We start from the raw sequence: 23,207 nt of genomic DNA, 5'->3' as shown, positions 1-23,207 counted from the left end.
GCCGCCCCGCCCGGCCCCCTCAGCGGGCCTCCCTCAGGTCGACGATCCGCTTCATCTTGCCGACCGACCGCTCCAGCGTCTCCGGATCGACGATCTCGACCCCGACGCTCACGCCGATACCGTCCTTCACCGCCGCCGCGATGGACCGGGCCGCCTCCTCTCGCTCGGCTGTCGAGGCGCCGCCCCGTGCCTCCGCCCGTACGGTCAGCGCGTCCATCCGCCCCTGCCGGGTCAGTCGCAGCTGGAAGTGCGGAGCCACTCCCGGAGTCCGCAGCACGATCTCCTCGATCTGCGTGGGAAAGAGATTCACCCCGCGCAGGATCACCATGTCGTCACTGCGACCCGTGATCTTCTCCATCCTGCGGAAGACACGGGCCGTCCCCGGCAGCAGCCGCGTCAGGTCGCGGGTGCGGTAGCGGATCACCGGCATGGCCTCCTTGGTGAGCGAGGTGAAGACCAGCTCGCCCTCCTCCCCGTCCGGCAGGACCTCACCGGTGAACGGGTCGACGACCTCCGGATAGAAGTGGTCCTCCCAGATGTGCAGCCCGTCCTTGGTCTCGACGCACTCCTGAGCCACCCCGGGGCCCATCACCTCCGACAGCCCGTATATGTCGACGGCGTCGATGGCGAACCGCTCCTCGATCTCGCCGCGCATCTGCTCGGTCCACGGCTCGGCGCCGAAGATGCCCACCTTCAGCGATGTCGCCCTGGGATCGACTCCCTGGCGCTCGAACTCGTCCAGCAGGGTCAGCATGTACGAGGGCGTGATCATGATGATCTCCGGCCGGAAATCCTGGATCAGCTGCACCTGGCGCGCCGTCATGCCCCCGGACGCCGGAATGACGGTGCAGCCGAGGCGCTCCGCCCCGTAATGCGCCCCCAGACCGCCGGTGAACAAACCGTATCCGTAGGCCACATGGGCCTTGTGGCCCGGCCGTCCGCCCGCCGCCCTGATCGACCGGGCGACCACGTCCGCCCAGGTGTCCAGGTCGCGCTCCGTGTACCCGACCACCGTGGGCCGGCCGGTCGTGCCGCTGGACGCGTGGATCCGCCGCACCCGGTCCTCAGGGACGGCGAACATCCCGAACGGGTAGTTGTCGCGGAGGTCGGCCTTGACGGTGAACGGGAAGCGGGAGAGATCGGCGAGCGTGTGGCAGTCCTCGGGGCGCAGCCCTGCCCTGTCGAACGCCGCGCGGTAGAAGGCGACGTTCTCGTAGGCGTGCCGCAGCGTGGCCTGGAGCCGCTTCAGCTGCAGGGATTCGAGCTCGTCGCGGCCGAGCCGCTCGCCGGCGTCAAGCAGCGCGGTCATACGGATCATCCCCTCACCGACCGGCGACCGACCATTCGGTCGCCTCCTGGAAGCAGTAATTCAGGAGGTGGGGGGTTCTGGCAAGGGGTGCGGGTCGCCTGTGGACAACTCCTGGTCAGAAGCCCAGCTCGGTGAGTCCGGGGTGGTCGTCCGGCCGCCGGCCGGGCGTCCAGCGGAACCGGCGCCCCGACTCCTCGACCGGGGCGTCGTTGATCGACGCGTGGCGCACCCGCATGAGCCCGTCGCCGTCGAATTCCCAGTTCTCGTTGCCGAAGGAGCGGTACCAGCGGCCTCCGTCGTCGTGCCACTCGTAGGCGAAACGCACGGCGATCCGGCTGCCGTCGTACGCCCACAGTTCCTTGACGAGACGGTAGTCCAGCTCCCGGGCCCACTTCCGTGTCAGAAAGCCGATGATCTCCTGCCGCCCGGTCACCCACTCGGAGCGATTGCGCCAGCGGGAGTCCGGTGTGTAGGCGAGCGCCACCTTCTCCGGGTCCCGGGTGTTCCAGGCGTCCTCTGCGCGGCGGACCTTTGCGACGGCGGACTCCTGCGTGAACGGCGGAACGAGCGGCTGTGCGTTCATACGACCCCTCCGGAGGCGGGAGAACGAGCGTTCTCCTCACGGTGCCGTACTGTAGGAGAACGCTCGTTCTCCCGCAAGGCCGCCGACAGGGCGGACACGGCACGCGGACGCGGGTACGCACATACGGCGACGAGGGGGAAATCGCGGTGGATCCCGCACAAGCTCGGTCCGCGGCGCTGGAAGCCGCCGAGGACCTCTTCTACGCCCGCGGCATCCAAGTGGTCTCCATGGACGAGATCCGCGCCGCCTCGGGTGTCTCGCTCAAGCGCCTGTACGCGCTCTTCCCCTCCAAGTCCGCGCTGGTCCGTGCCTGCCTCGAGGCCAGGGACACCCGGTGGCGCGCACAACTCGCCGCATACGTGGACAGTCGCCCGGGCCCGCCCCAGGACCGGGTCCTCGCGGTCTTCGACTGGCTGCACCTGTGGTTCTCCGAGCCCGGCTTCCGCGGCTGCGCCTTCACCAACAGCTTCGGCGAGATCGGTGCGACGGACGCCTCCGTCGCCGGCGTCGCGCGCCTTCACAAGGAAGCCTTCCGTGCTTACGTCGCCGGCCTGGTCGTGGCCGCGGGAGAGCCGGAGGAATCCGCCGTCGCCTACGTGCTGCTCGCCGAAGGCGCGATCGTCACCGCGGCCGTCTCCGGAACACCCGAGCCCGCACACCAGGCCCGGAGGGCGGCCGCGCGGCTCCTGTCGGATGCCGCCGTCACCTGATTCGCTCTGGGCGTACGCACCTGCAACGGGACGCCCGCACTGTTTGGATGACTTCCATGCCGATCTTCAGCACGTACGACGGAACCGGACTCGCCTACCACCTGGTGGGCGAGGGCGAACCGCTGATCTGCCTGCCGGGCGGACCCATGCGGGCGGCCCGCTACTTCGGCGACCTCGGCGGCCTGTCCCGGGTGCGGCAGCTGGTGCTGCTGGATCTGCGGGGCACCGGGGAATCCGCCGTCCCCGACGACCCCTCGACCTACCGGATCGACCGTCTCGTCGAGGACGTCGAGGCGCTCCGCGCGCACCTCGGGCTCGAACAGGCCGACGTGCTGGGCCACTCCGCCTCCGGTGAACTCGCAGCGCTCTACGCCGCGAAGTACCCCCGGCGACTGCGCTCCCTCACCCTCGTCACGCCCGGGACGGGCACCCTGGGGCTTCCCGCCACCGACCAGGACCGGCGCGACGCCGCAGCGCTGCGCGCCCACGAGCCCTGGTACGCCGAGGCCAGGGCCGCGCTGGACGAGATCCAGGCCGGACGCGCCACGCCCGAGGCGTGGGCGGGGATCCGGCCGTTCATGTACGGGCGCTGGGACGCCGCCGCCCAGGCCCACGCCGCCGAATCCCCCGCGCAGCGGAACGCCCTGGCCGGGTCGCTCTACTACCCGGAGGGCGGCCTCGAGACCGACGCCGCGGTCGCCGCACTCCGCGAGCTGCCGGTGCCCGTGCTCGTCCTCGCGGGGGAGTACGACGGAGGCCCCAGCCCCGACCGCGCGGCGGAACTTGCCGCGCTCTTCCCCCACTCGGAGTTCGTCGTCCAGCGTGGAGCCGGCCACTTTCCGTGGATGGACGACCCCGGTGCCTTCGTCCGCACCGTCACGGCCTTCCTCGACCCCGACGTCAGCAGTGTGCAGGCGGGCGGGATCCGGCTCGCGTACCGCACATGGGGCGACCCCTCGGCCCCGCCTGTCGTCCTCGCCCACGGGCGGGGCGGGAGCAGCCTGGACTGGACGGGCATCGCCGAACAACTCGCAGCACGCCACCGGGTGTACGCACTCGACTTCCGGGGCCACGGCCTCAGCGACTGGCCGGGCCGCTACTCCTTCGAGTTCTTCCGTGACGACCTGCACGCCTTCCTGGAGGCCCGCAATCTTCCCGGCGCCACGGTGATCGGGCACTCGATGGGCGGAGCGGCGGCCCTGCTGCTGGCCGAGCGGCACCCGGAACTGGTCGGGTCCCTGGTCGTCGAGGACGCCCCGCCCCTGCTCCCGCTCGACCCGCCCCGTGCGCCGGCCGAACGGCCGCCGGGCGAGCTCGGCTTCGACTGGCAGGTCGTTCCGTCCATCGACGCCCAGCTCAACGCCCCTGACCCGGCCGCACGGGAGTGCCTGGGCGAGATCACCGCCCCGGTACTTGTCGTGGGAGGGTCCCGCAGCCATGTCGACCAGGGGCAACTGGCCTGGATGGCAGAGCAGATACCCGGAGGACGGTTTGCCTCCGTCGACGCCGGCCACCTCGTGCACGCCGACAATCCAAAGGCGTTCCTCGATGCCCTCAAGTCCTTCGGCGTCGGCTGACGGGCCCCGCAGGGCCCACCGACCGCACTCCAGCCGCGTCAGCCGCGGTGGAGCAGAGTCACCATGACCTCGTACAGCGTCGCCTCCGGGTCCGCCGCCGCGCCGTGCGAACGCCAGGCCACGAAGCCGTCGGGCCGCACCAGCACGGCGCCTTCGGCGGACGTTCCATGGGCGGCGGCCCAGTCGGCCCCCTCCTCGGGCGCCAGGTCGGCGCCCGGGGCGGCGCCGATCCCGAAGGCCTCCAGCGGGACCGACAGGCGCTTGGCCACCTGCTCGGCCGCCGTACGCCAGTCCGGATACCGGGCGTCGCACAGCAGCACGAACGACTTCTCGTACAGATCCAGCGTCGACACACGCCCGCCGTCCCGCCCGAGCCACATGTGCGGGGCCCTGGTGCCGGGTTCACCCGTCAGGCCCATGCCGTCGGGCACCACCGGAAGGCCGGGGTCGACGTCCAGGACGGCGCCGCGCACGTAGCGGTAGCCGAGGGCGACCGTGAGCATGCCGCCCTTGCGGCCGCCGCCACCCGGGCCGGGTGATCCGGCGTACCCCGGGTGGCTGTGCTCTCCCGAACGGGCCGACGCACGCGCACTCGTGGCCTTCGCCACGGGCAACCGCTCCGCCTCGTACGTCTGGAGAAGCCCCGGCCCCGCCGCTTCGTCGAGCACGGCAGCCAGTTTCCACGCCAGGTTGTGCGCGTCCTGGATACCGGTGTTGGAGCCGAACGCCCCGGTGGGGGACATCTCGTGCGCCGAGTCCCCGGCCAGGAAGACCCGGCCGGAACCGTACCGCTCGGCGACCCGCTCGGCGGCGTGCCACGGCGCCTTGCCCGTGATCTCGACGTCCAGGTCCGGGGCACCGACCGCCCTGCGGATGTGCTCCGCGCACCGTTCGTCGGTGAAGTCCTCCAGCGTCTCGCCCCGGTCGGGCTGCCACGGTGCGTGGAACACCCACTGCTCCTCGTTGTCCACGGGCAGCAGCGCCCCGTCCGCGTCCGGGGTGGTCAGGTAGCAGACGATGAAGCGCCGGTCGCCCACCACGGAGGCGAGCCGCCGCGAGCGGAACGTGATGCTCACGTTGTGGAAGAGGTCTCCGGGGCCCGTCCGGCCGATACCCAGCTGCTCCCGGATCGGACTGCGAGGCCCGTCGGCCGCGACGAGATAGTCGGCGCGCACCGTGGTGTGCGTTCCGGTCTCCCGGTCCTTGACCACGGCGGTGACCCCGTCCGCGTCCTGCTCGAAGCTGAGCAGCTCGGTGGAGAACCGCAGCTCGCTGCCCTGCGCCCGGGCGTGCGACACCAGCACCGGCTCCAGGTCGTTCTGGCTGCACAGGCACCAGCCGCTCGGGCTGAACCTGGCGATCCCGCCGCCCGGGTCGATCTCCTTGAACAGCCACTCCTGGTCGTCGCCGGTGAGCGACCCGGCCTGAAGGATTCCGTGATTGTCCGCCAGCACGGATGCGGCGTCCCGGATCAGCTGCTCCGCCCCCGCGGTCCGGAACACCTCCATCGTCCGGACGTTGTTCCCCCGCCCTCGCGGGTGGGTCGAGGTGCTGCTGTGTTTCTCCACCAGCAGGTGGCGGACGCCGAGCCGGCTCAGGAAGAGGGAGGCGGACAGGCCCACCAGGGAGCCGCCCACGATGAGGACCGGTACGCGGAGGTCGACGTTCTCGTTCATCAGTTGCTCCAGCTCGGACGCGGGACGGATGCAGTGTCCATGCCCTCGCGGGAGGTCTTCGGCGGGGCTTCGGCCGACGCCTCACCTGAACGGTGCATAAATCTCGCGCCGCTCGTACCAGCGTTCCACGATCAGTCGCGGGAGCGATGCTCGCCATGCGGGGGCGGACTTCATGCCGGCGGGCAGGGACCTGCGCCGCTTCCACCGAAACCGACGGATGACGAGAGGCCACGGGACGTGGCCGCCGCACCGTCTCGAAGGAGAGCGAAAGATGACAACCCTCTCGGAACGGATATCTCAGTCCGCCTTCGACGGTTCGAGGCTCCGGGTCATACTGCTGCTGGACCTGCACGACGGCGCCCAGAACCAGTTCCTCGAGGCGTACGAGCACATGCGCAACCAGGTGGCCTCGATCCCCGGACACATCAGCGATCAGCTGTGCCAGTCCATCGAGAATCCCTCGCAGTGGCTCATCACCAGTGAGTGGGAGAGCGCGCCGCCCTTCCTCGCCTGGGTGAACAGCGAGGAGCACGTGGCCACGGTGCAGCCGCTGCACAGCTGTGTCCGCGACACACGCTCCCTTCGCTTCAGCGTCCTGCGGGAGACCGGGGTCGCCTTCGAGGGCACTCCCGAGCCTGCCAAGGGCCGCCTCCAGGCCGCGCCGCGACTGGGCGACGGCGTCGTACGTCACGCGCTCACCTTCACGGTGAAGCCGGGAACGGAGGAGATGGTCGCGAAGATCCTCGCCGACTACGACTCCCCGCAGTCCCGCGTCGACGAGAACACCCGACTGCGCCGTACCTCGCTCTTCATGCACGGAAACCGTGTAGTGCGAGCGGTCGAGGTCGAGGGAGACCTCATGGCGGCTCTGCGCCACGTCTCCCGCCAGCCCGAGGTCAGGGCCGTCGAGGAGGCGATCAACCCGTACCTGGAGCAGGACCGCGACCTCAGCGACCCCGACTCCGCCCGGATGTTCTTCACCAGGGCCGCGCTTCCCACCGTCCACCACGTGACAGCGGGCCGGCACGCCCCCGAGGGTGTCCAGCGGCACTCGCTGTTCTACCAGGCCAAGGAAGGCTGCGGCATGGCACTGGCCCGGCTGCTCGCGGGCCAGGACGAGGAAGCGGCGAACGACGCGTCGAGCCCGATCGAGAGCAGCACCATCTTCCAGCGCGACGACATCGTGGTGCGGCTTCTCGAGGTGAGCGGCCCGCTCGACGCCCAGCCCTCACAGGCACTCGGCATCGGCGGCCACCGCAAGGCGGCCATGCTCGGCCGGCTGCTCGACGGCGGTGCGAACGGCATGCCGACGACCGACCAGGAGGCCGCGCGCTTCCTCGCGCAGGCCGAGATGAACCTGATCACCGACCGTCGGGCCACCGAGTCCTGACGCGTCACCGGCAGCGGGGCCACCCCGTGCTGCCGTCACACCGCACAACGTGCCTGGAGGAGAACAGCCATGACCACCCACCGGCCTCGCATCGTGGACCTCAGCGAGACTCAGCCCAACCGCAGGCGCGGAGGCGACCTGCGCGCCATGCTCACACCCACGGCGGTGGGCGCCACCAGCGGCTTCATGGGGCTGGCCATCGTCGCCCCGGGAGACCGGATCGGCGAGCACTACCACCCGTACTCCGAGGAATTCGTGTACGTCGTGGACGGGCTCCTCGAAGTGGACCTGGACGGCGAATCACACCCGATGCGTCCCGACCAGGGTCTGCTGATCCCGCCGCACGTCCGGCACCGCTTCCGCAACGTGGGTGACGTGGAGGCGCGCATGGTCTTCCACCTCGGCCCGCTCGCCCCCCGGCCCGAACTCGGGCACGTGGACACCGAGGTCACCGAGACCGCGGACGCCAGTGACGGCTACGCGCCGCCAGAACGAACGGGGGCGGCCTCATGACCCGGCGCGTGGCCGTCACCGGGGTCGGCGTCGTCGCACCCGGTGGCATCGGAGCCCCGGCGTTCTGGGACCTGCTCGCCAACGGCCGTACCGCGACACGCGGGATCACACTGTTCGACCCGGCGGAGTTCCGATCGCGCATCGCCGCCGAGTGCGACTTCGATCCCGTCGCCCACGGCCTGGACGCGGACCTGATCGCCCGCTCGGACCGGTACATCCAGTTCGCCCTGGTGGCGGCCCGGGAGGCGCTGGGCGACGCCGGACTCGACCTCGAGAAGGAGGACCCCTGGCGTATCGGGGTCTCCCTCGGGACCGCGGTCGGCGGCACCACGCGCCTGGAGCACGACTACGTCGCGGTCAGCGGCAGCGGTGCGCGCTGGGACGTCGACCACCGGCCCGCGGGTGCCCACCTGGAGCGCGCGTTCGCTCCCAGCACCCTCGCCTCCGCGGTTGCGGAGGAGGTCGGCGCGCACGGACCCGTGCAGACGGTCTCGACCGGCTGCACCTCCGGCCTCGACGCGATCGGGTACGCCTTCCACTCCGTCGAGGAGGGCCGCGTGGACGTCTGTGTCGCCGGAGCGTCCGACACACCGATCACCCCCATCACGGTGGCGTGCTTCGACGCGATCAAGGCGACCTCGGCGAACAACGACGACCCGGAGCACGCCTCCAGGCCGTTCGACGCCCGCCGGGACGGCTTCGTCATGGGCGAGGGCGGCGCCGTCCTCATCCTCGAGGAACTGGAGCACGCCCGCGCCCGCGGCGCGACCGTCTACTGCGAGATATCGGGCTACGCCACGTTCGGCAACGCCTACCACATGACCGGGCTGACCACCGAGGGACTGGAGATGGCCGAGGCCATCAACACCGCCCTCGCGCATGCCCGGCTCGACGGATCGCAGGTCGACTACGTCAACGCACACGGCTCGGGCACCAAGCAGAACGACCGGCACGAGACGGCAGCGGTGAAGCGGGCCCTGGGCGCGCACGCGTACAAGGTTCCGATGAGCTCCATCAAGTCGATGGTCGGCCACTCCCTCGGCGCCATCGGCGCGATCGAGATCGCCGCGTGTGTCCTGGCCCTCAAGCACCAGACGGTGCCGCCGACGGCCAACTACGAGACCGCGGACCCCGAGTGCGATCTCGACTACGTACCCCGCACCGCGCGGCCACTCAAGCTGCGCAGCGTGCTCTCGGTCGGCAGTGGCTTCGGCGGATTCCAGTCCGCCGTCGCCATGACCAGATCAGGCGGGAGGACCCCATGAACGCTCCGGCAACCCCGGCACGCCGCAGTTCCGTCATCACGGGGATCGGTGTCGTCGCCCCCAACGGGACCGGCGCCGGTGCTTTCTGGAAGCAGACCCAGGAAGGGGTCAGCGTCCTCGACATGGTGTCCCGCGAGGGCTGCGAGAACCTCCCGCTGCGCGTCGCGGGCGAGGTGAGGGACTTCGACCCGGTCGCCTTCATCGAGGAGCGCTTCCTCGTCCAGACCGACCGCTTCACGCACTACGCGATGGCCGCCGCCGATCTCGCCCTGGACGACGCACGGCTCGGACGCGCGGACTACGAGGGCGCACCGTTCAAGGTGGGCGTGGTCACCGCCGCTGGTTCCGGCGGCGGTGAGTTCGGCCAGCGCGAGCTGCAACGGCTGTGGGGCGAGGGCTCCCGGTTCGTCGGCCCGTACCAGTCCATCGCCTGGTTCTACGCGGCCAGCACCGGACAGATCTCGATCCGCGGCGGCTTCAAGGGGCCGTGCGCCGTCGTCGCCAGCGACGAGGCCGGCGGCCTGGACGCGCTCATGCACGCCGCACGGTCCATCCGGCGGGGTACGGACGCCGTCGTGGTCGGCGCGGCCGAGGCACCCCTCGCGCCGTACTCGGTGGTCTGCCAGCTCGGCTACGAGGAGCTCAGCCTCTGCGACGACCCCACCCGCGCCTATCGGCCGTTCACCGCGGACGCCTGTGGATTCGTGCCCGCCGAGGGCGGCGCCATGCTGGTGGTCGAGGAGGAGACGACGGCCCGCGAACGCGGCGCGAAGGTCCGGGCCGAACTGGCCGGCCACGCCGCGACCTTCACCGGCGCGGCTCGCTGGGAGGAGTCCCGAGCGGGACTGGCCCGGGCGATCGAAGGCGCGCTCCGCGAGGCAAACTGCGCGCCGGAGGAGATCGACGTCGTGTTCGCCGACGCCCTCGGCGTGCCTGCGGCGGACCGGGCCGAGGCACTCGCCATCGCCGATGCCCTGGGCGCGCACGGACGCCGGGTCCCGGTGACCGCGCCCAAGACCGGCACCGGCCGCGCCTACTGCGGCGCACCCGTGCTCGACACCTCCGCCGCGGTACTCGCCATGGAACACGGCATGGTCCCGCCGACGCCCAACGTCTTCGACGTGTGCCACGACCTGGACGTGGTCACCGGGCGCGCGCGTCCCGCAGAACTGCGCACCGCGCTCGTCCTGAGCCGCGGGCTGATGGGCTCGAACTCGGCCCTGGTGCTGCGCCGTCCCACCGACACCCCGCTCTGAGAAGGAGTACCCCTCATGACCGCTCAGCTGACGTACGAAGAACTGGCCGCGCTGATGAAGAGCGGCGCCGGCCTGACGGTCGACCCGTCGGAGATGGCGAGCCGTCCCGCCTCCGCCTTCGACGCGTACGGCCTGGACTCGCTCGGCCTGCTCGGCATCGTTGCCGCGCTGGAGAACCGGTACGGCCACCCGCTGCCGGTCGACGCCGACCGGTGCAAGACGCCCGGCGAGTTCCTCGACCTCGTGAACAACACTCTCGTGACAGGAGCCTGACATGACTGGACACACCGAGAACGAGATCACCATCGCCGCCCCCCTGGACCTCGTCTGGGACATGACGAACGATCTCGAGAACTGGCCGCAGCTGTTCAGCGAGTACGCGTCCGTCGAGGTGATGAAGCGGGAGGGCCAGAAGACGACCTTCCGCCTCACCATGCACCCCGACGACAACGGCAAGGTCTGGAGCTGGGTCTCCGAGCGCACCACCGACCGCCAGGGACGCAACGTACGAGCCCGGCGCGTCGAGACCGGACCGTTCCAGCACATGGACATCCGGTGGGAGTACTCGGAGGTCCCGGGCGGCACGCGCATGCACTGGCGCCAGGACTTCGCGATGCGCCCCGACGCACCGGTCGACGACGCGTGGATGACCGACAACATCAACCGCAACTCGCGCGTCCAGCTGGAGCTCATCCGCGACAAGATCGAACAGCGCGACCGCGAGCGCCGCTCCGCCTCGGTCCCCGCCAACTGATGCCCCGAAAGGCAGCCAGATGCACCATGCACTGATCGTCGCCCGGATGGCGCCGGAGTCCGCGCCGGACATCGCGAAGCTGTTCGCGGCCTCGGACAACACCGAGCTGCCGCACCTCGTCGGCGTCAACAGGCGCACCCTGTTCCAGTTCGGCGACGTGTATCTCCACCTGATCGAATCCGAACGGCCCCCGGGCCCGGAGATCGCCAAGGTGACGGAGCACCCGGAGTTCAAGGCCATCAGCGACCGGCTGACAGCCTTCGTGAGCCCGTACGACCCGGAGACCTGGCGCGGTCCGAAGGACGCGATGGCGCAGCAGTTCTACCGGTGGCAGAGCGACGGCTCCGCCTGACACACAGTTGATCGCCCCGGGTCCGGCACTCAGGTGCCGGACCCGGGGCGATCTCCGCGTGTGCCCCGCGTTACGGCACGACGCACTCGAAGGCGTGCAGGTACGCGTTGACCGGGTGGACCTCGCCGACCCGCAGGCCGGCGTCGGACATCCGCCCCACCAGGCTCTCCCGGGTGTGCTTGGCACCCCCGACGTTGAGCAGGAGCAGCAGGTCCATGGCGGTGGTGAACCTCATCGACGGGGTCTCGTCCACGAGATTCTCGATGATCACCACTCGCGCGCCGGGGCGGGCCGCGGCGACCACGTTCCGCAGGGTCCTGCGGGTGCTCTCGTCGTCCCATTCGAGGATGTTCTTGATGATGTACAGGTCCACCTCGAACGGGATGTCCTCACGGCAGTCGCCGGGCACGATCCGTACGCGGTCCGCGAGGCGGCCGCCGTCCCGCAGCCTGGCGTCCGCACGGGCCACGACACCCGGCAGGTCCAGGAGCGTTCCCTGGACCGAGGGGTGCTTCTCCAGCAGACTCGCGAGAACGTGTCCCTGGCCGCCGCCGATGTCGGCGACCGAGGACACCCCGGTGAGGTCCAGGAGGTCGGCGACATCCTGCGCCGACTGCACGCTGGAGGTGGTCATCGCCCGGTTGAACACCTGCGCGGACTCGCCCGCGTCCTGGTGGAGATATTCGAAGAAGCCCTTGCCGAACGTCTCGGGGAAGACGCTCGTGCCGGAGCGCACCGCGTCGTCGAGCCGCGGCCAGACCTCCCAGGTCCAGGGTTCGGTGCACCACAGGGAGATGTAGCGCAGGCTGTTCGGGTCGTCCTCGCGCAGCAGCCGGGACATCTCGGTGTGGACGAACTTCCCGTCCGCCGTCTCCTCGAAGATCCCGTAGCAGCACAGTGCGCGCAGCAGCCGGCGCAGAGGTACGGGCTCGGCGTCCACGATCAGGGCGAGCTCGGCCGCCGATGCCGGTGCCTCGCCCAGCGCGTCGGCCACACGCAGCCTCGCCGCCGCGCGCACGGCCGCGGCGCAGGCGGCCCCGAACGCGAGCTCCCGGAGCCGCATGGACGGCGGCGGGTTCTGGGCGGCGGAGACCGGGGGCGCGGTGAGAGGGGCCGCGACGGGGGTGGTGTCGGGGGTGGGACTCACGGTGGTCATACCGTCTCGTTTCTCCTTGTGCGGGGGTGGGCCGTCATCCGGCACACATCCCGGCCGGGACGGACGTCCCGCACGTGTTGTTGACGAAGGTGTTGCCGGTACCGGAGGTGTCGCGGTTGGCGAGGTCGGCCGGCTTGTTGCCCTGCACGAGGTTGCGGCTGATGGTGTTGTCGGTGTTGAGCGCGCCCACGAAGCTCTTGAACAGCAGAATCCCACCGGAGAGCGGGGTGGAGCCGACGTTGTCGCGGATGACGTTGGAACGTACGGTCGTGGCCTCGCTGCCGGTGAGGACGATGCCGGATCCCTGGATCGCGGACAGGCGCGGGGTGGCCGGACAGAACTTGTTGTTCTTGACGATCCGGTTGCCGCTGATGGTCATCGCCCCCGCCGCGGGCTTGGACTCGTCGCCCACGACGAAGACCCCGCTGCAGTTGCCCGTCAGGGTGTTGCCGTCGATGACGAGGTTCCTCACCCGGCGGGCGGTGACACCGATGCGGTTCCCGCTCACGGAGTTGTCGACGACCAGGGTCCCGCCGGTGTCGGTCGCTCCGCCCTCCTCGCTGACCGAGTTGGCGACGAAGATGCCCGCGTCGCCGTTGCCGGTGGCGGTGTTGTGCCGGAAGTCACCGCGGGTGGACCGCTCCTGGGCGATGCCCCAGGTGCCGTTCTTGCCGGCTGCCACCCTGCGGACGGAGAGCCCGTCGGTCCAGGACGCCCAGATACCGCTCTTGGTGAAGCCGGAGACGGTCAGCGAACGGATGCGGACATCGTCGACCGTGCGGCTCTTCGTCCCGATGACGCAGATACCGTTCCCGCCCTTGGCGCAGGCGTTGGCGGCCTTGACCTTCTTGGCGGTCTTGGCTCCCTTCGCGGCCGGCGGGGCGATCACCGTCCGCTCACCGGTGCCGCGCAGGGTCAGGCCGGGCTTGGTGATCAGGACGCTCTCACGGTAGGTGCCGGCCAGGACGAGGACGGTGTCTCCGGGCCGGGCCGCGTCCACCGCGCTCTGGATCGATTCGCCCGGGTGCACCACGAGGTCACTGTGCCCGGACGCGGCGGAGGGAACGGCCGCGAGGCCCAGCGCCGTGGCTGTGGAGACGGTGACACCCGCCAGGCATTTCATGTGTCTTCTGCTCATGAGCCGAAGCTATGGGCGATCAACCGCCCGTGCCACGCAGGGTGAGCGTATGGATACATGGCGTGCCTGAATGGCTTACTGCGTCCGCGCCCCCGGCTTCCGCAGCCGTACCGTGGCCCCATGACGGGCGAGCGCGATCTTCGAACACTGCTGCGGGCCATACGACCGGAGCTCAGGCCCGGCCGCTACGTCTACACGACACTTCCCGGCGGCGAGGCGCCCACCGGTGTCACCCCGGTGGTCACCGTCTCCGAGCAGGAAGGGCTGACGCTCGTCGTCCCCCAGGCGCAGGCCGAGGAGTCAGGGCTCGCGTACCACTTCGTCGCCGCGTGGATCACTCTCCGTGTGCATTCCGCACTGGACGCCGTCGGACTGACGGCCGCGGTCTCCCTGGCCCTCACGGACGAGGGGATCAGCTGCAACGTCGTCGCCGGATTCCACCACGACCACCTGTTCGTGCCGTACGCGCGTGCGGCCGACGCGGTCCGGGCGCTCGAAGCGCTGGCAGCGGAGTCCGCCTAGGAGTGCCCGGCTCCGCAACGTGAGCCGGGACACGTAACATGGCCCCATGTCCTTCCTCCGCCGCCGCAGCGCCGCCACACCCGCGGGCCCGGACTTCGACGTCCTGGCCATGGACCCGGGGGACTGGCCCGGCAACCTCGGCGCCGGTCTGCTCCCCGCTCCCGACGGGAGCTGTCAGGGCGTCTTCCTGCGTTACGACCTGTTCGGCGGACGCGGCCCCGCGATGATCATCGGTAATCTGCCGGAGGGTTCACCGGCCCGCGAGACCGAGGAGGGCCAGGTCCCCTTCGAGGTCGCCCAGCTGCTCCTCGCTCTCGAGAACGACGAGCCGGTCGAAGTCACCGGCACCGAGGACGTGCCCGTCATGCAGGGTGACAGCCTGCTGATCGTGCGCCGCATCAAGCTCTCCGAGAGCCGGATCTCCTGCGTCCAGTTCGATCGCAGCGACGGCGTGCTCGTCACCATCGCCAGCTGGGACCGGCCGATCACCGACGATCTGTACGCCCTGCTGAAGCCACTTCCCGCGGAGCTGTTCCAGCAGGGCTGAAACGTCCCTGCGTCAGCAGTCGTGTGACCCGCGCCGCCGATGTCCCGAACCCCGTGGGGCCACTGATGTGCCACGGGGTCCCGGTGCCCCGGCGCAGATCCTCCTCGCGGTAGCGCCGGCAGTCCCGGTGCCAGATCAGGATGCCCGCCATCCAGTGCTGGAGCTCCAGAACATAACCGGCCAGGACCTCCCTCGCCTCCGCGTCCAGGTCGAAGTCGTCGTAGAGAACCGGCAGTTCCTGCTCGGCGACATGCTGGAACTGGCGCATCCGCGAGTTCATCAGGTCGTGCACGATCGCGACACCCGTCGGATAGTCCACCCCGAAGAAGTTCTGGACGACCAGGACGCCGTTGTGCACCTCGCCCTCGTACTCGATCTCCTTCTGGTACGAGAACAGGTCGTTCAGCAGGCACGCGTAGTCCGCAGCCGCGTTCTCCAGGGAACGCATCGGGCCGCTGCGGTAGACGGCGTCCGGCACCTTCCTGCCGTGGCCCAGCCGGCACAGGCTCATCGTGAGATCCGAGCCGAACGTCGCCCGGCGCATCTCCATGTAGTCAACCGGATCGGGAATCCGGTTCTGCGCCTGGTTCGCCAGCTCCCAGAGCCAGCTCGCCGTCATCGACTCCACCGCCTCCCGGAAGGTGCGGCGCGCGCCCTCGTCCATCGGCCCCGCCGTCCGCTGCCAGAGGTCCGCCAGGCCGCGCTCCAGCGCGTTGACCGGCTCGGGCACGGACGACCCGTCCAGCGGCATGAACAGCGACAGCCGCTCGTTGGCCAGCCGCGCCCCCACCAGGTCACGCGTCCGGCCGTGCACCACGGGGAACCAGTCGTCGCCGTACGTCCCCCAGGTCAGCCATCCCGAGGACAGGTCGAGCTCGTCCGGGGTGGCGTCCGGATGCAGCCCCGCCGCACAGAGGGGCAGATCGGTCGCGACGAGCCGCTCCTCGTCCCAGATGTGCGAACCCGGCACACCTGGCTGAGCCTCCAGCAGCCCCATCCGGCGGGACCAGTCCACGATCCGTACGCGCGCCCCGTCCAGGTGCGGACTCAGCGTCGTGCTGAACGGCATGTCGAAGTCGGGCAGCAGCGACGGACCGACGCGCTGGAACGGCACATGTGTGTGGCTGCGCAGCCGGAGCGATTCGGACCGGGGGGTGAGGCGCAGCGAGGCCGCGGCCATCCCGAAACCGGGGACGCTCTCACCCGCGCCGCCGCCGTTCATGTAGCGGCTCGAGCGCATGTGCCACTCATGGCCGCCGGACTGCCAGTCCTGAAGCCCCTTGACGTACGCCAGGACAGCGGCCGTCCCGTCGGGGGTGAGACCCTTCTCCGCGCAGAGCGGCCCGAGTTCGGTGAGGGCGGTGTTCTCGAACTGCTGCAGTCGCGACGTGAGCAGATCGTTGACCGCCTCGGCCGCCTCCTGGGTCGAGCAGCCCAGGAACCTCTCCAGGACCAGGACACCGTTGCTGTTCTCGCCCTCGTCCTCGACCTCGCGCTGGTACGAGAACAGGTCGTTGCGCAGATGCACGCCGTCGGAGAAGGCATCCCTCAGCACGCGCAGCGGGCGCGAACCCGCAACCGAGTCGGGAACCTCCGCGTTCGCGGCGTACTCCACCAGCCCCGCCGACCACGGTGCGCCGCCGACCTTGCGGCGCATCTCGATGTACTCGACGGGGTTGGCGATCCGCCCCTCGTTGATGTTCGAGAGCTCCCACAGGGACTCGTTGAGCAGGTTCTCCGTCGCCTCGGCGAAGCGGGCCCGCCAGGCATCGGACATGGCCGGCACGGTCCTCGCCCAGAGATCGGCCAGCCCCGCCTCCACCGGATTGTCCGGCTCCGGTGTCGCCGCGCCCCGCTCCATCGGCATGAAGGCGGGCAGCCGGTCCAGATACCGCTTCCCGCCCTCACGGTCCGGAGTGCGTTTGAACAGTTCGAGGAAGTGGTCGTCGAAGAAGAAGACCCACACATACCAGTCGGTGACCAGGGACAAGGCCTCGGCCGAGCAGTCCGGGTGGGTGTACGCGCAGAGCAGCGCGTAGTCGTGGGACTCGAGGTCCTTCTCCTCCCAGATACCTGAGCCCTCCAGCATCCCCATTCCGCGCGCCCACTCCCGGGTATGGGTCCGGGCAGCCTCCAGATGAGGGTTGAGACGCGCCGGGTACGGCACGTAGAAGTCCGGCAGTGAGAAGGGCTGTGCCATGTGCGTCCGGCCTTTCCGAGAACTTCGCGCGATCCACATGGACCGGTCCTGTCGGCGCCAGCACTACCCCTCGGCCATACGGGGCACGCACAGCGCGAAATAGTCACACAAACGCATGACCGGCTGCACACTGCACTCTTGACTCACCAACACCTCCCGCCACAGAGTGTGCGCCGACCGATGAACGCGGGGAGCGTCCCCCCGGGAACCGCTTTGCCACCGGGCCAAGAAGGGTTGTCATGACGTCGAAGCAGAGGATCAGACTCGCGCTCGCACTGACCACGGCAGGGGCGCTGAGCGTGGCGCTCCTCTCCCCGGCCGCGGCAGGAGCGGACACCGTGCGACCGGAATGTCCGCGCGGGCTCGCCTGCGACTGGGTCCCCGCCGCCTACCAGCAGACCGGTGACCCGGCGGACAAGGAGACCTACGGCAACTACGACACGGCGAACCGTCCCGACAGCAACGCCATCCGGTTCATCGTCCTGCACGACACCGAGGTCGACTACGACACCACCCTGAAGATCTTCCAGAACCCGGCCAACCAGACCTCCGCCCACTACGTGGTGCGTTCGGCCGACGGTCATGTCACACAGATGGTGAAGAACAAGGACGTCGCCTGGCAGGCGGGCAACTGGTACCTCAACTCCCACTCCATCGGCATCGAGCAGGAGGGCGTCGCGGCCGAGGGCGCCAAGTGGTACACCCCCGAGATGTACCGCTCGACCGCACGCCTCGTCCGTCACCTGGCGGCGAAGTACGACATCCCGCTCGACCGGCAGCACATCCTCGGCCACGACGGCGTGCCGCCCACCAGTGCGGCGGGCACCCGGAACATGCACTGGGACCCGGGCCCCTACTGGGACTGGAACCGCTTCATGGCGCTGCTGGGCAGGCCCACCGTGCCGAACGCCCCCAGAAGCAGCGAACTGGTCACCGTCAGCGCGGACTTCACCAAGAACCAGCAGGAGTTCCGCGACTGCGAGAAGAGCGTCGACCTGCCGCGGCAGGGCAGCAGCGCGGTCCCACTGCACACCGGGCCGTCCGCGGACTCCCCGCTCTTCTCCGACCCGGGGCTGCACCCGGACGGCTCGCCCGGGACGAACTGCGCGGCGGACTGGGGCAGCAAGATCAGCGCCACCCAGCAGGCCGTCGTAGCCGGCAAGGCACCCGGCTGGACGGCGATCTGGTGGTACGGGGAGAAGGCATGGTTCCGCACCCCGGCCGGGACCCGGACCGTCACCCCCACATCAGGCCGTGTCGTACGACCGAAGGCCGGCAAGGAGGAAGTGCCGGTGTACGGCGTCGCCTATCCGGAGAAGGCGGAGTACCCCACGGACTTCGCCAAGCCGACCGTGGGCAGCCCGCTCGTCTACACCATCAAGGCGGGGCAGGCCTTCCCCGGAGGGGGCGAGGCACCCACCGGCTACTACTACGCGCCGACGATCGACGCCTCGAAGCCGTACGACCACACATACTTCCGCGGAAGCCAGAAGTACGTGACGGTCCAGATCGGCCACCGGATCGGATTCGTGAAGGCGTCCGACGTCGATGTGGTGCGATCCGGATCGTGAGCGACTGCTGAGACAGCGAACGGCGCGCTGCGGGACCCGTGAGTCGGCATCGGTCCCGCAGCGCGCATCCCCCGTCCGTCAGGCCGGTGTACCCGGCGTGGTCAGCGTGTCCCCACAGCGGCGCGCACGGCCCGCCGGGCCATCGCGCAGTCGTCGTGCAGCCTGCGCAGCAGCAGCCTCTGCTCCTCGCCGGAGGTCAGCAGGCCCTGCCGTGCCTGGCCGCCCCCGGCCGGCGCCCCTTCGCGCATGGCCCGCTGGACAGCTGTCTCGTACGTACGGATCTCCCGGGTCAGCACGATCATGAGGTTCACCAGGAAGGCATCACGGGCGGCAGCCCCGGCCGCCTGTGCCAGCTGGCTGATCTGGCGCCGCGACGCCGGTGCGTCACCGAGCACGGCCCATAGCGTCGCCAGGTCGTATCCCGGCAGATACCAGCCGGCGTGCTCCCAGTCGACCAGCACGGGCCCGGTGGGCGGCAGCAGGATGTTCGAGAGCAGGGCGTCGCCGTGACAGAACTGGCCCATGCCCTGCCGGCCGCCCGCATGGGCCAGACCGTGCAGCAGCTTCTGCAGGTCACCCAGATCGCGATCGGTGAAGAGACCCAGCTCGTGATAGCGGGCGATGCGTGAGGCGTAGTCCAGCGGGGCGTCGAACAGCCCGGCCGGCGGCCTCCAGGCATTGATCCGGCTGACGGCTCCGAGCACCGCCCGCAGATCCGCACGGGGCGGCGCCTCCGCGGGATGCCTCGTCAGCGCCGCGACCCGTCCGGGCATCCGCTCGATCACCAGGGTGCAGTTCTCCGGGTCGGCTGCGATGAGCCGCGGGGCCCTGACCGGCGGGCGGTGCCTGACGAAGGCGCGGTATGCCGCTATTTCGTGCCGGAACCGCTCCGTCCACGCGGGGGAGTGATCGAGTAAACACTTGGCCACCGCGGTCGCGCGGCCGGTGGTGCCCACGATGAGTACCGAGCGCCCGCTGCGGCGCAGCACCTGCACGGGATTGAACTCCGGGCAGATGCGGTGCACGGAGGCGATGGCCATCCGCAGCTGCGCACCCTGAGCGCCGGACAGGTCGAGTCTTCCGCTGAGCGGTTGGGAGCCCGGCCCCGCAGTCCGCCGGGTCCGACCCGTGCCGGACGCCGGTGACGCGGCGCGGGGGTCGAGATACGGCCCGCCGCCCGCCCCCGAGGGACGGAGCGGCCGGGGCGGGGCGGACACGGAGGACGATGCTGTGTACATGGCGAGACAGATCCCTTCGTGCGCCGACAAGTTGCGTGCGCCGCCCCGGCCGGCGGCCGTTCGGCACCCTGGGGAGTACCTAGGGCTGCCGGGCGGGGTGGCGCTTTCCTACCTGACACCGGCCCGCGGGTGGCACAACATCTAGCGACCCCTGGCGAACCCTGGCGAATATTCGCCCGGCATCAGCCGGGGGGCTAGGGTCAAGTCAGCCGAGAACCTGGGGGCTTGACGTGACCGGAGAACCCAACACCCGTCTTTCCGACCTGTTCGGCCTGGCCGGCTGGTCCAAGGGCGAACTCGCGAGAATGGTGAACAGGCAGGCGGCGGCCATGGGCCACCTCCAACTCGCCACCGACACCTCGCGGGTGCGGCGCTGGATCGACATGGGGGAGTCCCCCCGTGATCCCGTGCCCGAGGTGCTGGCAGCTCTGTTCACCGAGCGGCTCGGCCGTGTCGTGACCATCGAGGACCTCGGGTTCGGCCGGCGCGGGCGTGCAGGGAAGCGGCGAAAAGCCGGGACGGAAGACAATCCCGACGGTTTGCCGTGGGCGCCCGAACGGACGGCAGCGGTCCTCACCGAATTCACGGGAATGGACCTCATGCTCAACCGACGCGGCTTGGTGGGCGCGGGCGCCGCGCTCGCCGCTGGCTCAGCTCTCACCGGCGCCATGTACGACTGGCTGCATTCAGATCCCGCTCCGGCGGCCCGGGCCTCCCGGCTCAACGACCCTCTGTACGCCGACAACGCCGGCTTCGACCTGTACGAGGCCGCGCCCATCGGGTCCGAGGAGATCGAGGCGCTCGAGCGCTCGGTCGAGGTGTTCCGGGCCTGGGACGCCTCCAGAGGTGGCGGACTCCAGCGCAAGGCCGTGGTGGGCCAGCTCAACGAAGTGGGCGGCATGCTCGCCTACAACCACCCCGAACATCTGCAGCGCCGCCTCTGGGGCGTCGCCGCCAACCTCGCGGTCCTCGCCGGCTGGATGTCCCACGACGTCGGCCTCGAGCCCACCGCCCAGAAGTACTTCGTGATCGCCGCTCACGCGGCGCGTGAGGGCGGCGACCGTCCCCGCGCGGGCGAGGCGCTCTCACGCGCCGCCCGTCAGATGGTCCACCTGGGCAGGCCGGACGACGCCCTGGACCTGATGAAGCTCGCCAAGTCCGGCTCCGGGGAGGAGACCCTGCCGCGTACACGGGCGATGCTGCACACCATCGAGGCCTGGGCACAGGCGTCGATGGGACGCGGGCAGGCCATGCGGCGCACCCTCGGCGAGGCGGAGGAGCTCTTCGTCTCGGACAAGGGCGATGTGCCGCCGCCGAGCTGGATGCAGATGTTCGACGAGGCGGACATGCACGGGATGCAGGCCCTGGCTTTCCGTACGCTGGCCGAGCACGACCCGGGGGCGGCCTCCACCGCCCAGCGTCACGCCAAGCAGGCACTCGATCTGCGGATAAACGGCCGCCAGCGGTCCAAGATCTTCGACTACATCTCACTCGCCTCGGCGTGCTTCATCGCCGATGACCCCGAGCAGGCCGATCGCTACGCACGGCTGGCCCTGGTGTCGATGGGGGAGACGTCCTCGCACCGGACCTGGGACCGGCTGCGCGAGATGTACCGGCTCACCGGCCAGTTCGCGGGTTACGGCAAGATCGAGGACCTGCGCGAGGAGATCGAGCTCGCCCTGCCCCCGAGCGGAGGCAAGAAGAAGGCCAAGGGCTCCCAGATCTGATCCGGGCCGCGCTCGATGAGCGCACCAGACCTTCCGCAGGCCGGCCGGGGCTCGCTCATGCCTCGACGCGGGCCACCAACACGCAGGCATCGTCGAGCCGTTCGGCAGATCCGAGCTCCTCGACGACGGCCCGTACGCAGTCCTGCGCGGTGCGGGCCTGCGCGAACCGAGGCGCCAGCCCCAGAAGCATGTCCGGGCCGGCGTTCCGATCGCTCCGGTCGGTCAGTCCGCCGGTGTGCAGTACGAGCACATCGCCGGGGAGCAGGCCCACCTCGTCCTGCTCGTAGCTGACTCCGGATGCCGCCCCGAGCAGCACTCCGTCAGGCGCCGGCAGAGGACGCCCCACTCCGTCGCGGAACAGCAGCGGCGCGGGGTGCCCTGCCTGTGCCCAGACGAGCGTGCCGGTCGCCGGGTCGAAGCGGCAGCACACGGCGCTGCCCAGGGCGGGCTGTGCCGAGCACTCGATCAGCTGGTTCAGATGGCCCATGACCGGCCCCGGGCCGACACCTGCCACGGCCATGCCGCGCAGTGCGCCGAGCAGCATCGCCATGGCCGAGGTGGCCGGGATCCCGTGGCCGGTGAGATCACCGACGGTGAGCAGGGTCCTGCCGTCCGGGAGCGGCAGCGCGTCGTACCAGTCGCCGCCGATGAGGTCGCTGGACCCCGAGGGCAGGTAATGCGCGGCGATGTCCAGGCCGCTCGCGCCCTGACCGGGTATCGGCAGCGAGCCGCGCCACGGCGGAAGCACGGCCTCCTGGAGCTCCACCGCCATCCGGTGCTCGGCCCGGGCCATCTGTTCCTGCCGCCGCAATGTGTCCCGTGTCCGGCCCACGATGTGCTGGCTGCGCCGCAACTTGCTGACATCGCGCAGGACCGCCCACATGGAGGCCGTGCAGCCGTCCGCGTCGAGAACGGGTTCGCCCATCATGTGCAGCGTGCGCATTCCACCGTCGGGCAGCAGGATCCGGAATTCGCCGTCTATCGGCCGCCCGTCCACCAGGCAGTCGGTCACCATCGACGTCAGGAGAGGCTGGTCCTCCGCGAGGAGCACGGACGGCAGCTCGTCCAGGGACAGCCCTCCTGCCTCCGGGTCCCTGCCGAAGATCTGGTACAGCTCTTCGGACCAGCTGACCTCGTCCGTGAGCAGGTTCCACTCGGCGCTGCCCACCCTGCTGAGGAGTGAACCGGTCGGCGGTCCGGCCGGCGCGGGCGGGTGCTCTCCCGCGGGCTCCGCGGCCGTGGCACGGGGGATGCCGTCCCTCAGCTGGCCCAGATGCTCGCCGAGGTCGTCGAGCTGATGGACGGCCAGGTCGCAGAGCGCCCGCTGCCAGCGCTGCTGGGGATCGTCGTCGTCGATCACGGAGGTGTCGCGCCGGACCGCGTCCATGTCACCGCGCAGCGTCCGGGTCCGGTCGATCAGGGCGTCGACGGCGTCCCGCTCGGGCGGTTGTGGGGCGGGGCGGTCCGCAAACAGATGGGACGGCATCTGGTACTCCGATACAGGCGGAACGGCCGGTTCGTGGGGGTGGACCGAACACGACTGTTGCACAGGCTGCGGGGCCCCGTAAGAGGTTTGGCAACACTCGATACGTTCTTGCTTCCGGCATATGCCATCGGCTGGGTGGAGCGAAGGTCCGCCGAACACCCTTGCCCCTGGCGGGGAGTTGACGCAAGTCGCCGGGCGTGAGCCGCTCGGCGTACGCCCGCGCGTGCGACCCCGCGC

At 70.3% G+C, this 23,207-nt stretch carries 21 protein-coding genes; 13 read left to right on the top strand and 8 right to left on the bottom strand.

Going from position 1 to position 23,207, the window contains the following annotated elements:
* Positions 1-19 precede the first annotated feature (19 nt).
* Complete coding sequence (paaK, locus tag OG379_RS02695; RefSeq protein WP_405658828.1) at positions 20-1,309, bottom strand: phenylacetate--CoA ligase PaaK; 1,290 nt, start codon at positions 1,307-1,309, stop codon at positions 20-22.
* Positions 1,310-1,424: 115 nt separating this feature from the next.
* Positions 1,425-1,892, bottom strand: a complete 468-nt coding sequence (locus OG379_RS02690) for a DUF1348 family protein (protein WP_405658826.1) — start codon at positions 1,890-1,892, stop codon at positions 1,425-1,427.
* 146 nt (positions 1,893-2,038) lie between these two features.
* Between OG379_RS02690 and OG379_RS02685 the strand changes: the two genes are divergently transcribed.
* Positions 2,039-2,602 (top strand): TetR/AcrR family transcriptional regulator, encoded by a 564-nt coding sequence (locus OG379_RS02685; protein WP_405658823.1) that lies wholly within the window; start codon positions 2,039-2,041, stop codon positions 2,600-2,602.
* Between the two features lie 56 nt (positions 2,603-2,658).
* On the top strand, positions 2,659-4,179 hold the full coding sequence (locus tag OG379_RS02680) for an alpha/beta fold hydrolase (RefSeq protein ID WP_405658820.1): 1,521 nt from the start codon (positions 2,659-2,661) through the stop codon (positions 4,177-4,179).
* Between the two features lie 38 nt (positions 4,180-4,217).
* Here OG379_RS02680 and OG379_RS02675 read toward each other — a convergent pair whose 3' ends face one another.
* Positions 4,218-5,855 carry an FAD-dependent oxidoreductase gene (locus OG379_RS02675; protein WP_405658819.1) on the bottom strand — a complete coding sequence of 546 codons (1,638 nt, stop codon included), beginning with the start codon at positions 5,853-5,855 and terminating at the stop codon, positions 4,218-4,220.
* 271 nt (positions 5,856-6,126) lie between these two features.
* Between OG379_RS02675 and OG379_RS02670 the strand changes: the two genes are divergently transcribed.
* From OG379_RS02670 to OG379_RS02640, 7 genes are all read left to right on the top strand, one after another.
* Entirely contained in the window at positions 6,127-7,245 is a 1,119-nt protein-coding gene (locus OG379_RS02670) for a TcmI family type II polyketide cyclase (RefSeq protein ID WP_401515555.1), read from the top strand.
* Positions 7,246-7,314: 69 nt separating this feature from the next.
* Complete coding sequence (locus tag OG379_RS02665) at positions 7,315-7,758, top strand: cupin domain-containing protein (protein ID WP_393754374.1); 444 nt, start codon at positions 7,315-7,317, stop codon at positions 7,756-7,758.
* A complete protein-coding gene (locus OG379_RS02660; RefSeq protein ID WP_393754372.1) occupies positions 7,755-9,023 on the top strand; it encodes a beta-ketoacyl-[acyl-carrier-protein] synthase family protein in 1,269 nt (422 codons plus the stop codon). Before OG379_RS02665 ends, OG379_RS02660 begins: the two co-directional genes overlap by 4 nt.
* On the top strand, positions 9,020-10,279 hold the full coding sequence (locus OG379_RS02655) for a ketosynthase chain-length factor (protein ID WP_405658816.1): 1,260 nt from the start codon (positions 9,020-9,022) through the stop codon (positions 10,277-10,279). Before OG379_RS02660 ends, OG379_RS02655 begins: the two co-directional genes overlap by 4 nt.
* A gap of 15 nt (positions 10,280-10,294) precedes the next feature.
* On the top strand, positions 10,295-10,552 hold the full coding sequence (locus OG379_RS02650) for an acyl carrier protein (protein WP_393754368.1): 258 nt from the start codon (positions 10,295-10,297) through the stop codon (positions 10,550-10,552).
* Between the two features lies 1 nt (position 10,553).
* Entirely contained in the window at positions 10,554-11,033 is a 480-nt protein-coding gene (locus tag OG379_RS02645; RefSeq protein ID WP_401515545.1) for an SRPBCC family protein, read from the top strand.
* Positions 11,034-11,052: 19 nt separating this feature from the next.
* Entirely contained in the window at positions 11,053-11,385 is a 333-nt protein-coding gene (locus OG379_RS02640) for a TcmI family type II polyketide cyclase (protein WP_393754364.1), read from the top strand.
* A gap of 70 nt (positions 11,386-11,455) precedes the next feature.
* On the opposite strand, the gene OG379_RS02635 is transcribed toward OG379_RS02640, so the two are convergent.
* Entirely contained in the window at positions 11,456-12,541 is a 1,086-nt protein-coding gene (locus OG379_RS02635; RefSeq protein ID WP_405658812.1) for a methyltransferase, read from the bottom strand.
* Positions 12,542-12,575: 34 nt separating this feature from the next.
* The gene (locus OG379_RS02630; RefSeq protein WP_405658809.1) at positions 12,576-13,679 is read right to left on the bottom strand and encodes a nitrous oxide reductase family maturation protein NosD; all 1,104 of its coding nucleotides are present in this window, start codon (positions 13,677-13,679) and stop codon (positions 12,576-12,578) included.
* A gap of 120 nt (positions 13,680-13,799) precedes the next feature.
* On the opposite strand from OG379_RS02630, the gene OG379_RS02625 reads away from it, so the two are divergent.
* Together OG379_RS02625 and OG379_RS02620 are read left to right on the top strand one after the other, a co-directional pair.
* Entirely contained in the window at positions 13,800-14,201 is a 402-nt protein-coding gene (locus tag OG379_RS02625; protein WP_405658807.1) for an ACT domain-containing protein, read from the top strand.
* A gap of 46 nt (positions 14,202-14,247) precedes the next feature.
* Complete coding sequence (locus OG379_RS02620) at positions 14,248-14,748, top strand: hypothetical protein (protein ID WP_031095964.1); 501 nt, start codon at positions 14,248-14,250, stop codon at positions 14,746-14,748.
* Here OG379_RS02620 and OG379_RS02615 read toward each other — a convergent pair.
* A complete protein-coding gene (locus OG379_RS02615) occupies positions 14,687-16,948 on the bottom strand; it encodes a family 2 encapsulin nanocompartment cargo protein terpene cyclase (RefSeq protein ID WP_393754355.1) in 2,262 nt (753 codons plus the stop codon). The genes OG379_RS02620 and OG379_RS02615 overlap by 62 nt on opposite strands.
* A gap of 239 nt (positions 16,949-17,187) precedes the next feature.
* Between OG379_RS02615 and OG379_RS02610 the strand changes: the two genes are divergently transcribed.
* Positions 17,188-18,519 (top strand): N-acetylmuramoyl-L-alanine amidase, encoded by a 1,332-nt coding sequence (locus OG379_RS02610; protein WP_405658805.1) that lies wholly within the window; start codon positions 17,188-17,190, stop codon positions 18,517-18,519.
* A 101-nt stretch (positions 18,520-18,620) separates the two neighbouring features.
* Here OG379_RS02610 and OG379_RS02605 read toward each other — a convergent pair whose 3' ends face one another.
* Positions 18,621-19,757 (bottom strand): aminoglycoside phosphotransferase family protein, encoded by a 1,137-nt coding sequence (locus OG379_RS02605; RefSeq protein ID WP_393754351.1) that lies wholly within the window; start codon positions 19,755-19,757, stop codon positions 18,621-18,623.
* 230 nt (positions 19,758-19,987) lie between these two features.
* On the opposite strand from OG379_RS02605, the gene OG379_RS02600 reads away from it, so the two are divergent.
* Positions 19,988-21,484, top strand: coding sequence for a hypothetical protein (locus OG379_RS02600; RefSeq protein ID WP_405658801.1), 1,497 nt, complete (start codon positions 19,988-19,990; stop codon positions 21,482-21,484).
* Positions 21,485-21,539: 55 nt separating this feature from the next.
* Here OG379_RS02600 and OG379_RS02595 read toward each other — a convergent pair whose 3' ends face one another.
* On the bottom strand, positions 21,540-22,970 hold the full coding sequence (locus OG379_RS02595; RefSeq protein WP_405658799.1) for a PP2C family protein-serine/threonine phosphatase: 1,431 nt from the start codon (positions 22,968-22,970) through the stop codon (positions 21,540-21,542).
* Positions 22,971-23,207: the final 237 nt, after the last annotated feature.

This window comes from Streptomyces sp. NBC_01166 (genome assembly GCF_045039765.1).
Lineage (GTDB): Bacteria > Actinomycetota > Actinomycetes > Streptomycetales > Streptomycetaceae > Streptomyces.
This window is presented reverse-complemented; position numbering and strand designations above follow the sequence as displayed.

Coding starts and splice junctions, on each gene's coding strand:
- paaK (WP_405658828.1), bottom strand. CDS start 1,309: ATGACCGCGCTGCTTGACGCCGGCGAGCGGCTCGGCCGCGACGAGCTC.
- OG379_RS02690 (WP_405658826.1), bottom strand. CDS start 1,892: ATGAACGCACAGCCGCTCGTTCCGCCGTTCACGCAGGAGTCCGCCGTC.
- OG379_RS02680 (WP_405658820.1), top strand. CDS start 2,659: ATGCCGATCTTCAGCACGTACGACGGAACCGGACTCGCCTACCACCTG.
- OG379_RS02675 (WP_405658819.1), bottom strand. CDS start 5,855: ATGAACGAGAACGTCGACCTCCGCGTACCGGTCCTCATCGTGGGCGGC.
- OG379_RS02670 (WP_401515555.1), top strand. CDS start 6,127: ATGACAACCCTCTCGGAACGGATATCTCAGTCCGCCTTCGACGGTTCG.
- OG379_RS02665 (WP_393754374.1), top strand. CDS start 7,315: ATGACCACCCACCGGCCTCGCATCGTGGACCTCAGCGAGACTCAGCCC.
- OG379_RS02660 (WP_393754372.1), top strand. CDS start 7,755: ATGACCCGGCGCGTGGCCGTCACCGGGGTCGGCGTCGTCGCACCCGGT.
- OG379_RS02655 (WP_405658816.1), top strand. CDS start 9,020: ATGAACGCTCCGGCAACCCCGGCACGCCGCAGTTCCGTCATCACGGGG.
- OG379_RS02650 (WP_393754368.1), top strand. CDS start 10,295: ATGACCGCTCAGCTGACGTACGAAGAACTGGCCGCGCTGATGAAGAGC.
- OG379_RS02645 (WP_401515545.1), top strand. CDS start 10,554: ATGACTGGACACACCGAGAACGAGATCACCATCGCCGCCCCCCTGGAC.
- OG379_RS02640 (WP_393754364.1), top strand. CDS start 11,053: ATGCACCATGCACTGATCGTCGCCCGGATGGCGCCGGAGTCCGCGCCG.
- OG379_RS02635 (WP_405658812.1), bottom strand. CDS start 12,541: ATGACCACCGTGAGTCCCACCCCCGACACCACCCCCGTCGCGGCCCCT.
- OG379_RS02630 (WP_405658809.1), bottom strand. CDS start 13,679: ATGAGCAGAAGACACATGAAATGCCTGGCGGGTGTCACCGTCTCCACA.
- OG379_RS02625 (WP_405658807.1), top strand. CDS start 13,800: ATGACGGGCGAGCGCGATCTTCGAACACTGCTGCGGGCCATACGACCG.
- OG379_RS02620 (WP_031095964.1), top strand. CDS start 14,248: ATGTCCTTCCTCCGCCGCCGCAGCGCCGCCACACCCGCGGGCCCGGAC.
- OG379_RS02615 (WP_393754355.1), bottom strand. CDS start 16,948: ATGGCACAGCCCTTCTCACTGCCGGACTTCTACGTGCCGTACCCGGCG.
- OG379_RS02610 (WP_405658805.1), top strand. CDS start 17,188: ATGACGTCGAAGCAGAGGATCAGACTCGCGCTCGCACTGACCACGGCA.
- OG379_RS02605 (WP_393754351.1), bottom strand. CDS start 19,757: ATGTACACAGCATCGTCCTCCGTGTCCGCCCCGCCCCGGCCGCTCCGT.
- OG379_RS02595 (WP_405658799.1), bottom strand. CDS start 22,970: ATGCCGTCCCATCTGTTTGCGGACCGCCCCGCCCCACAACCGCCCGAG.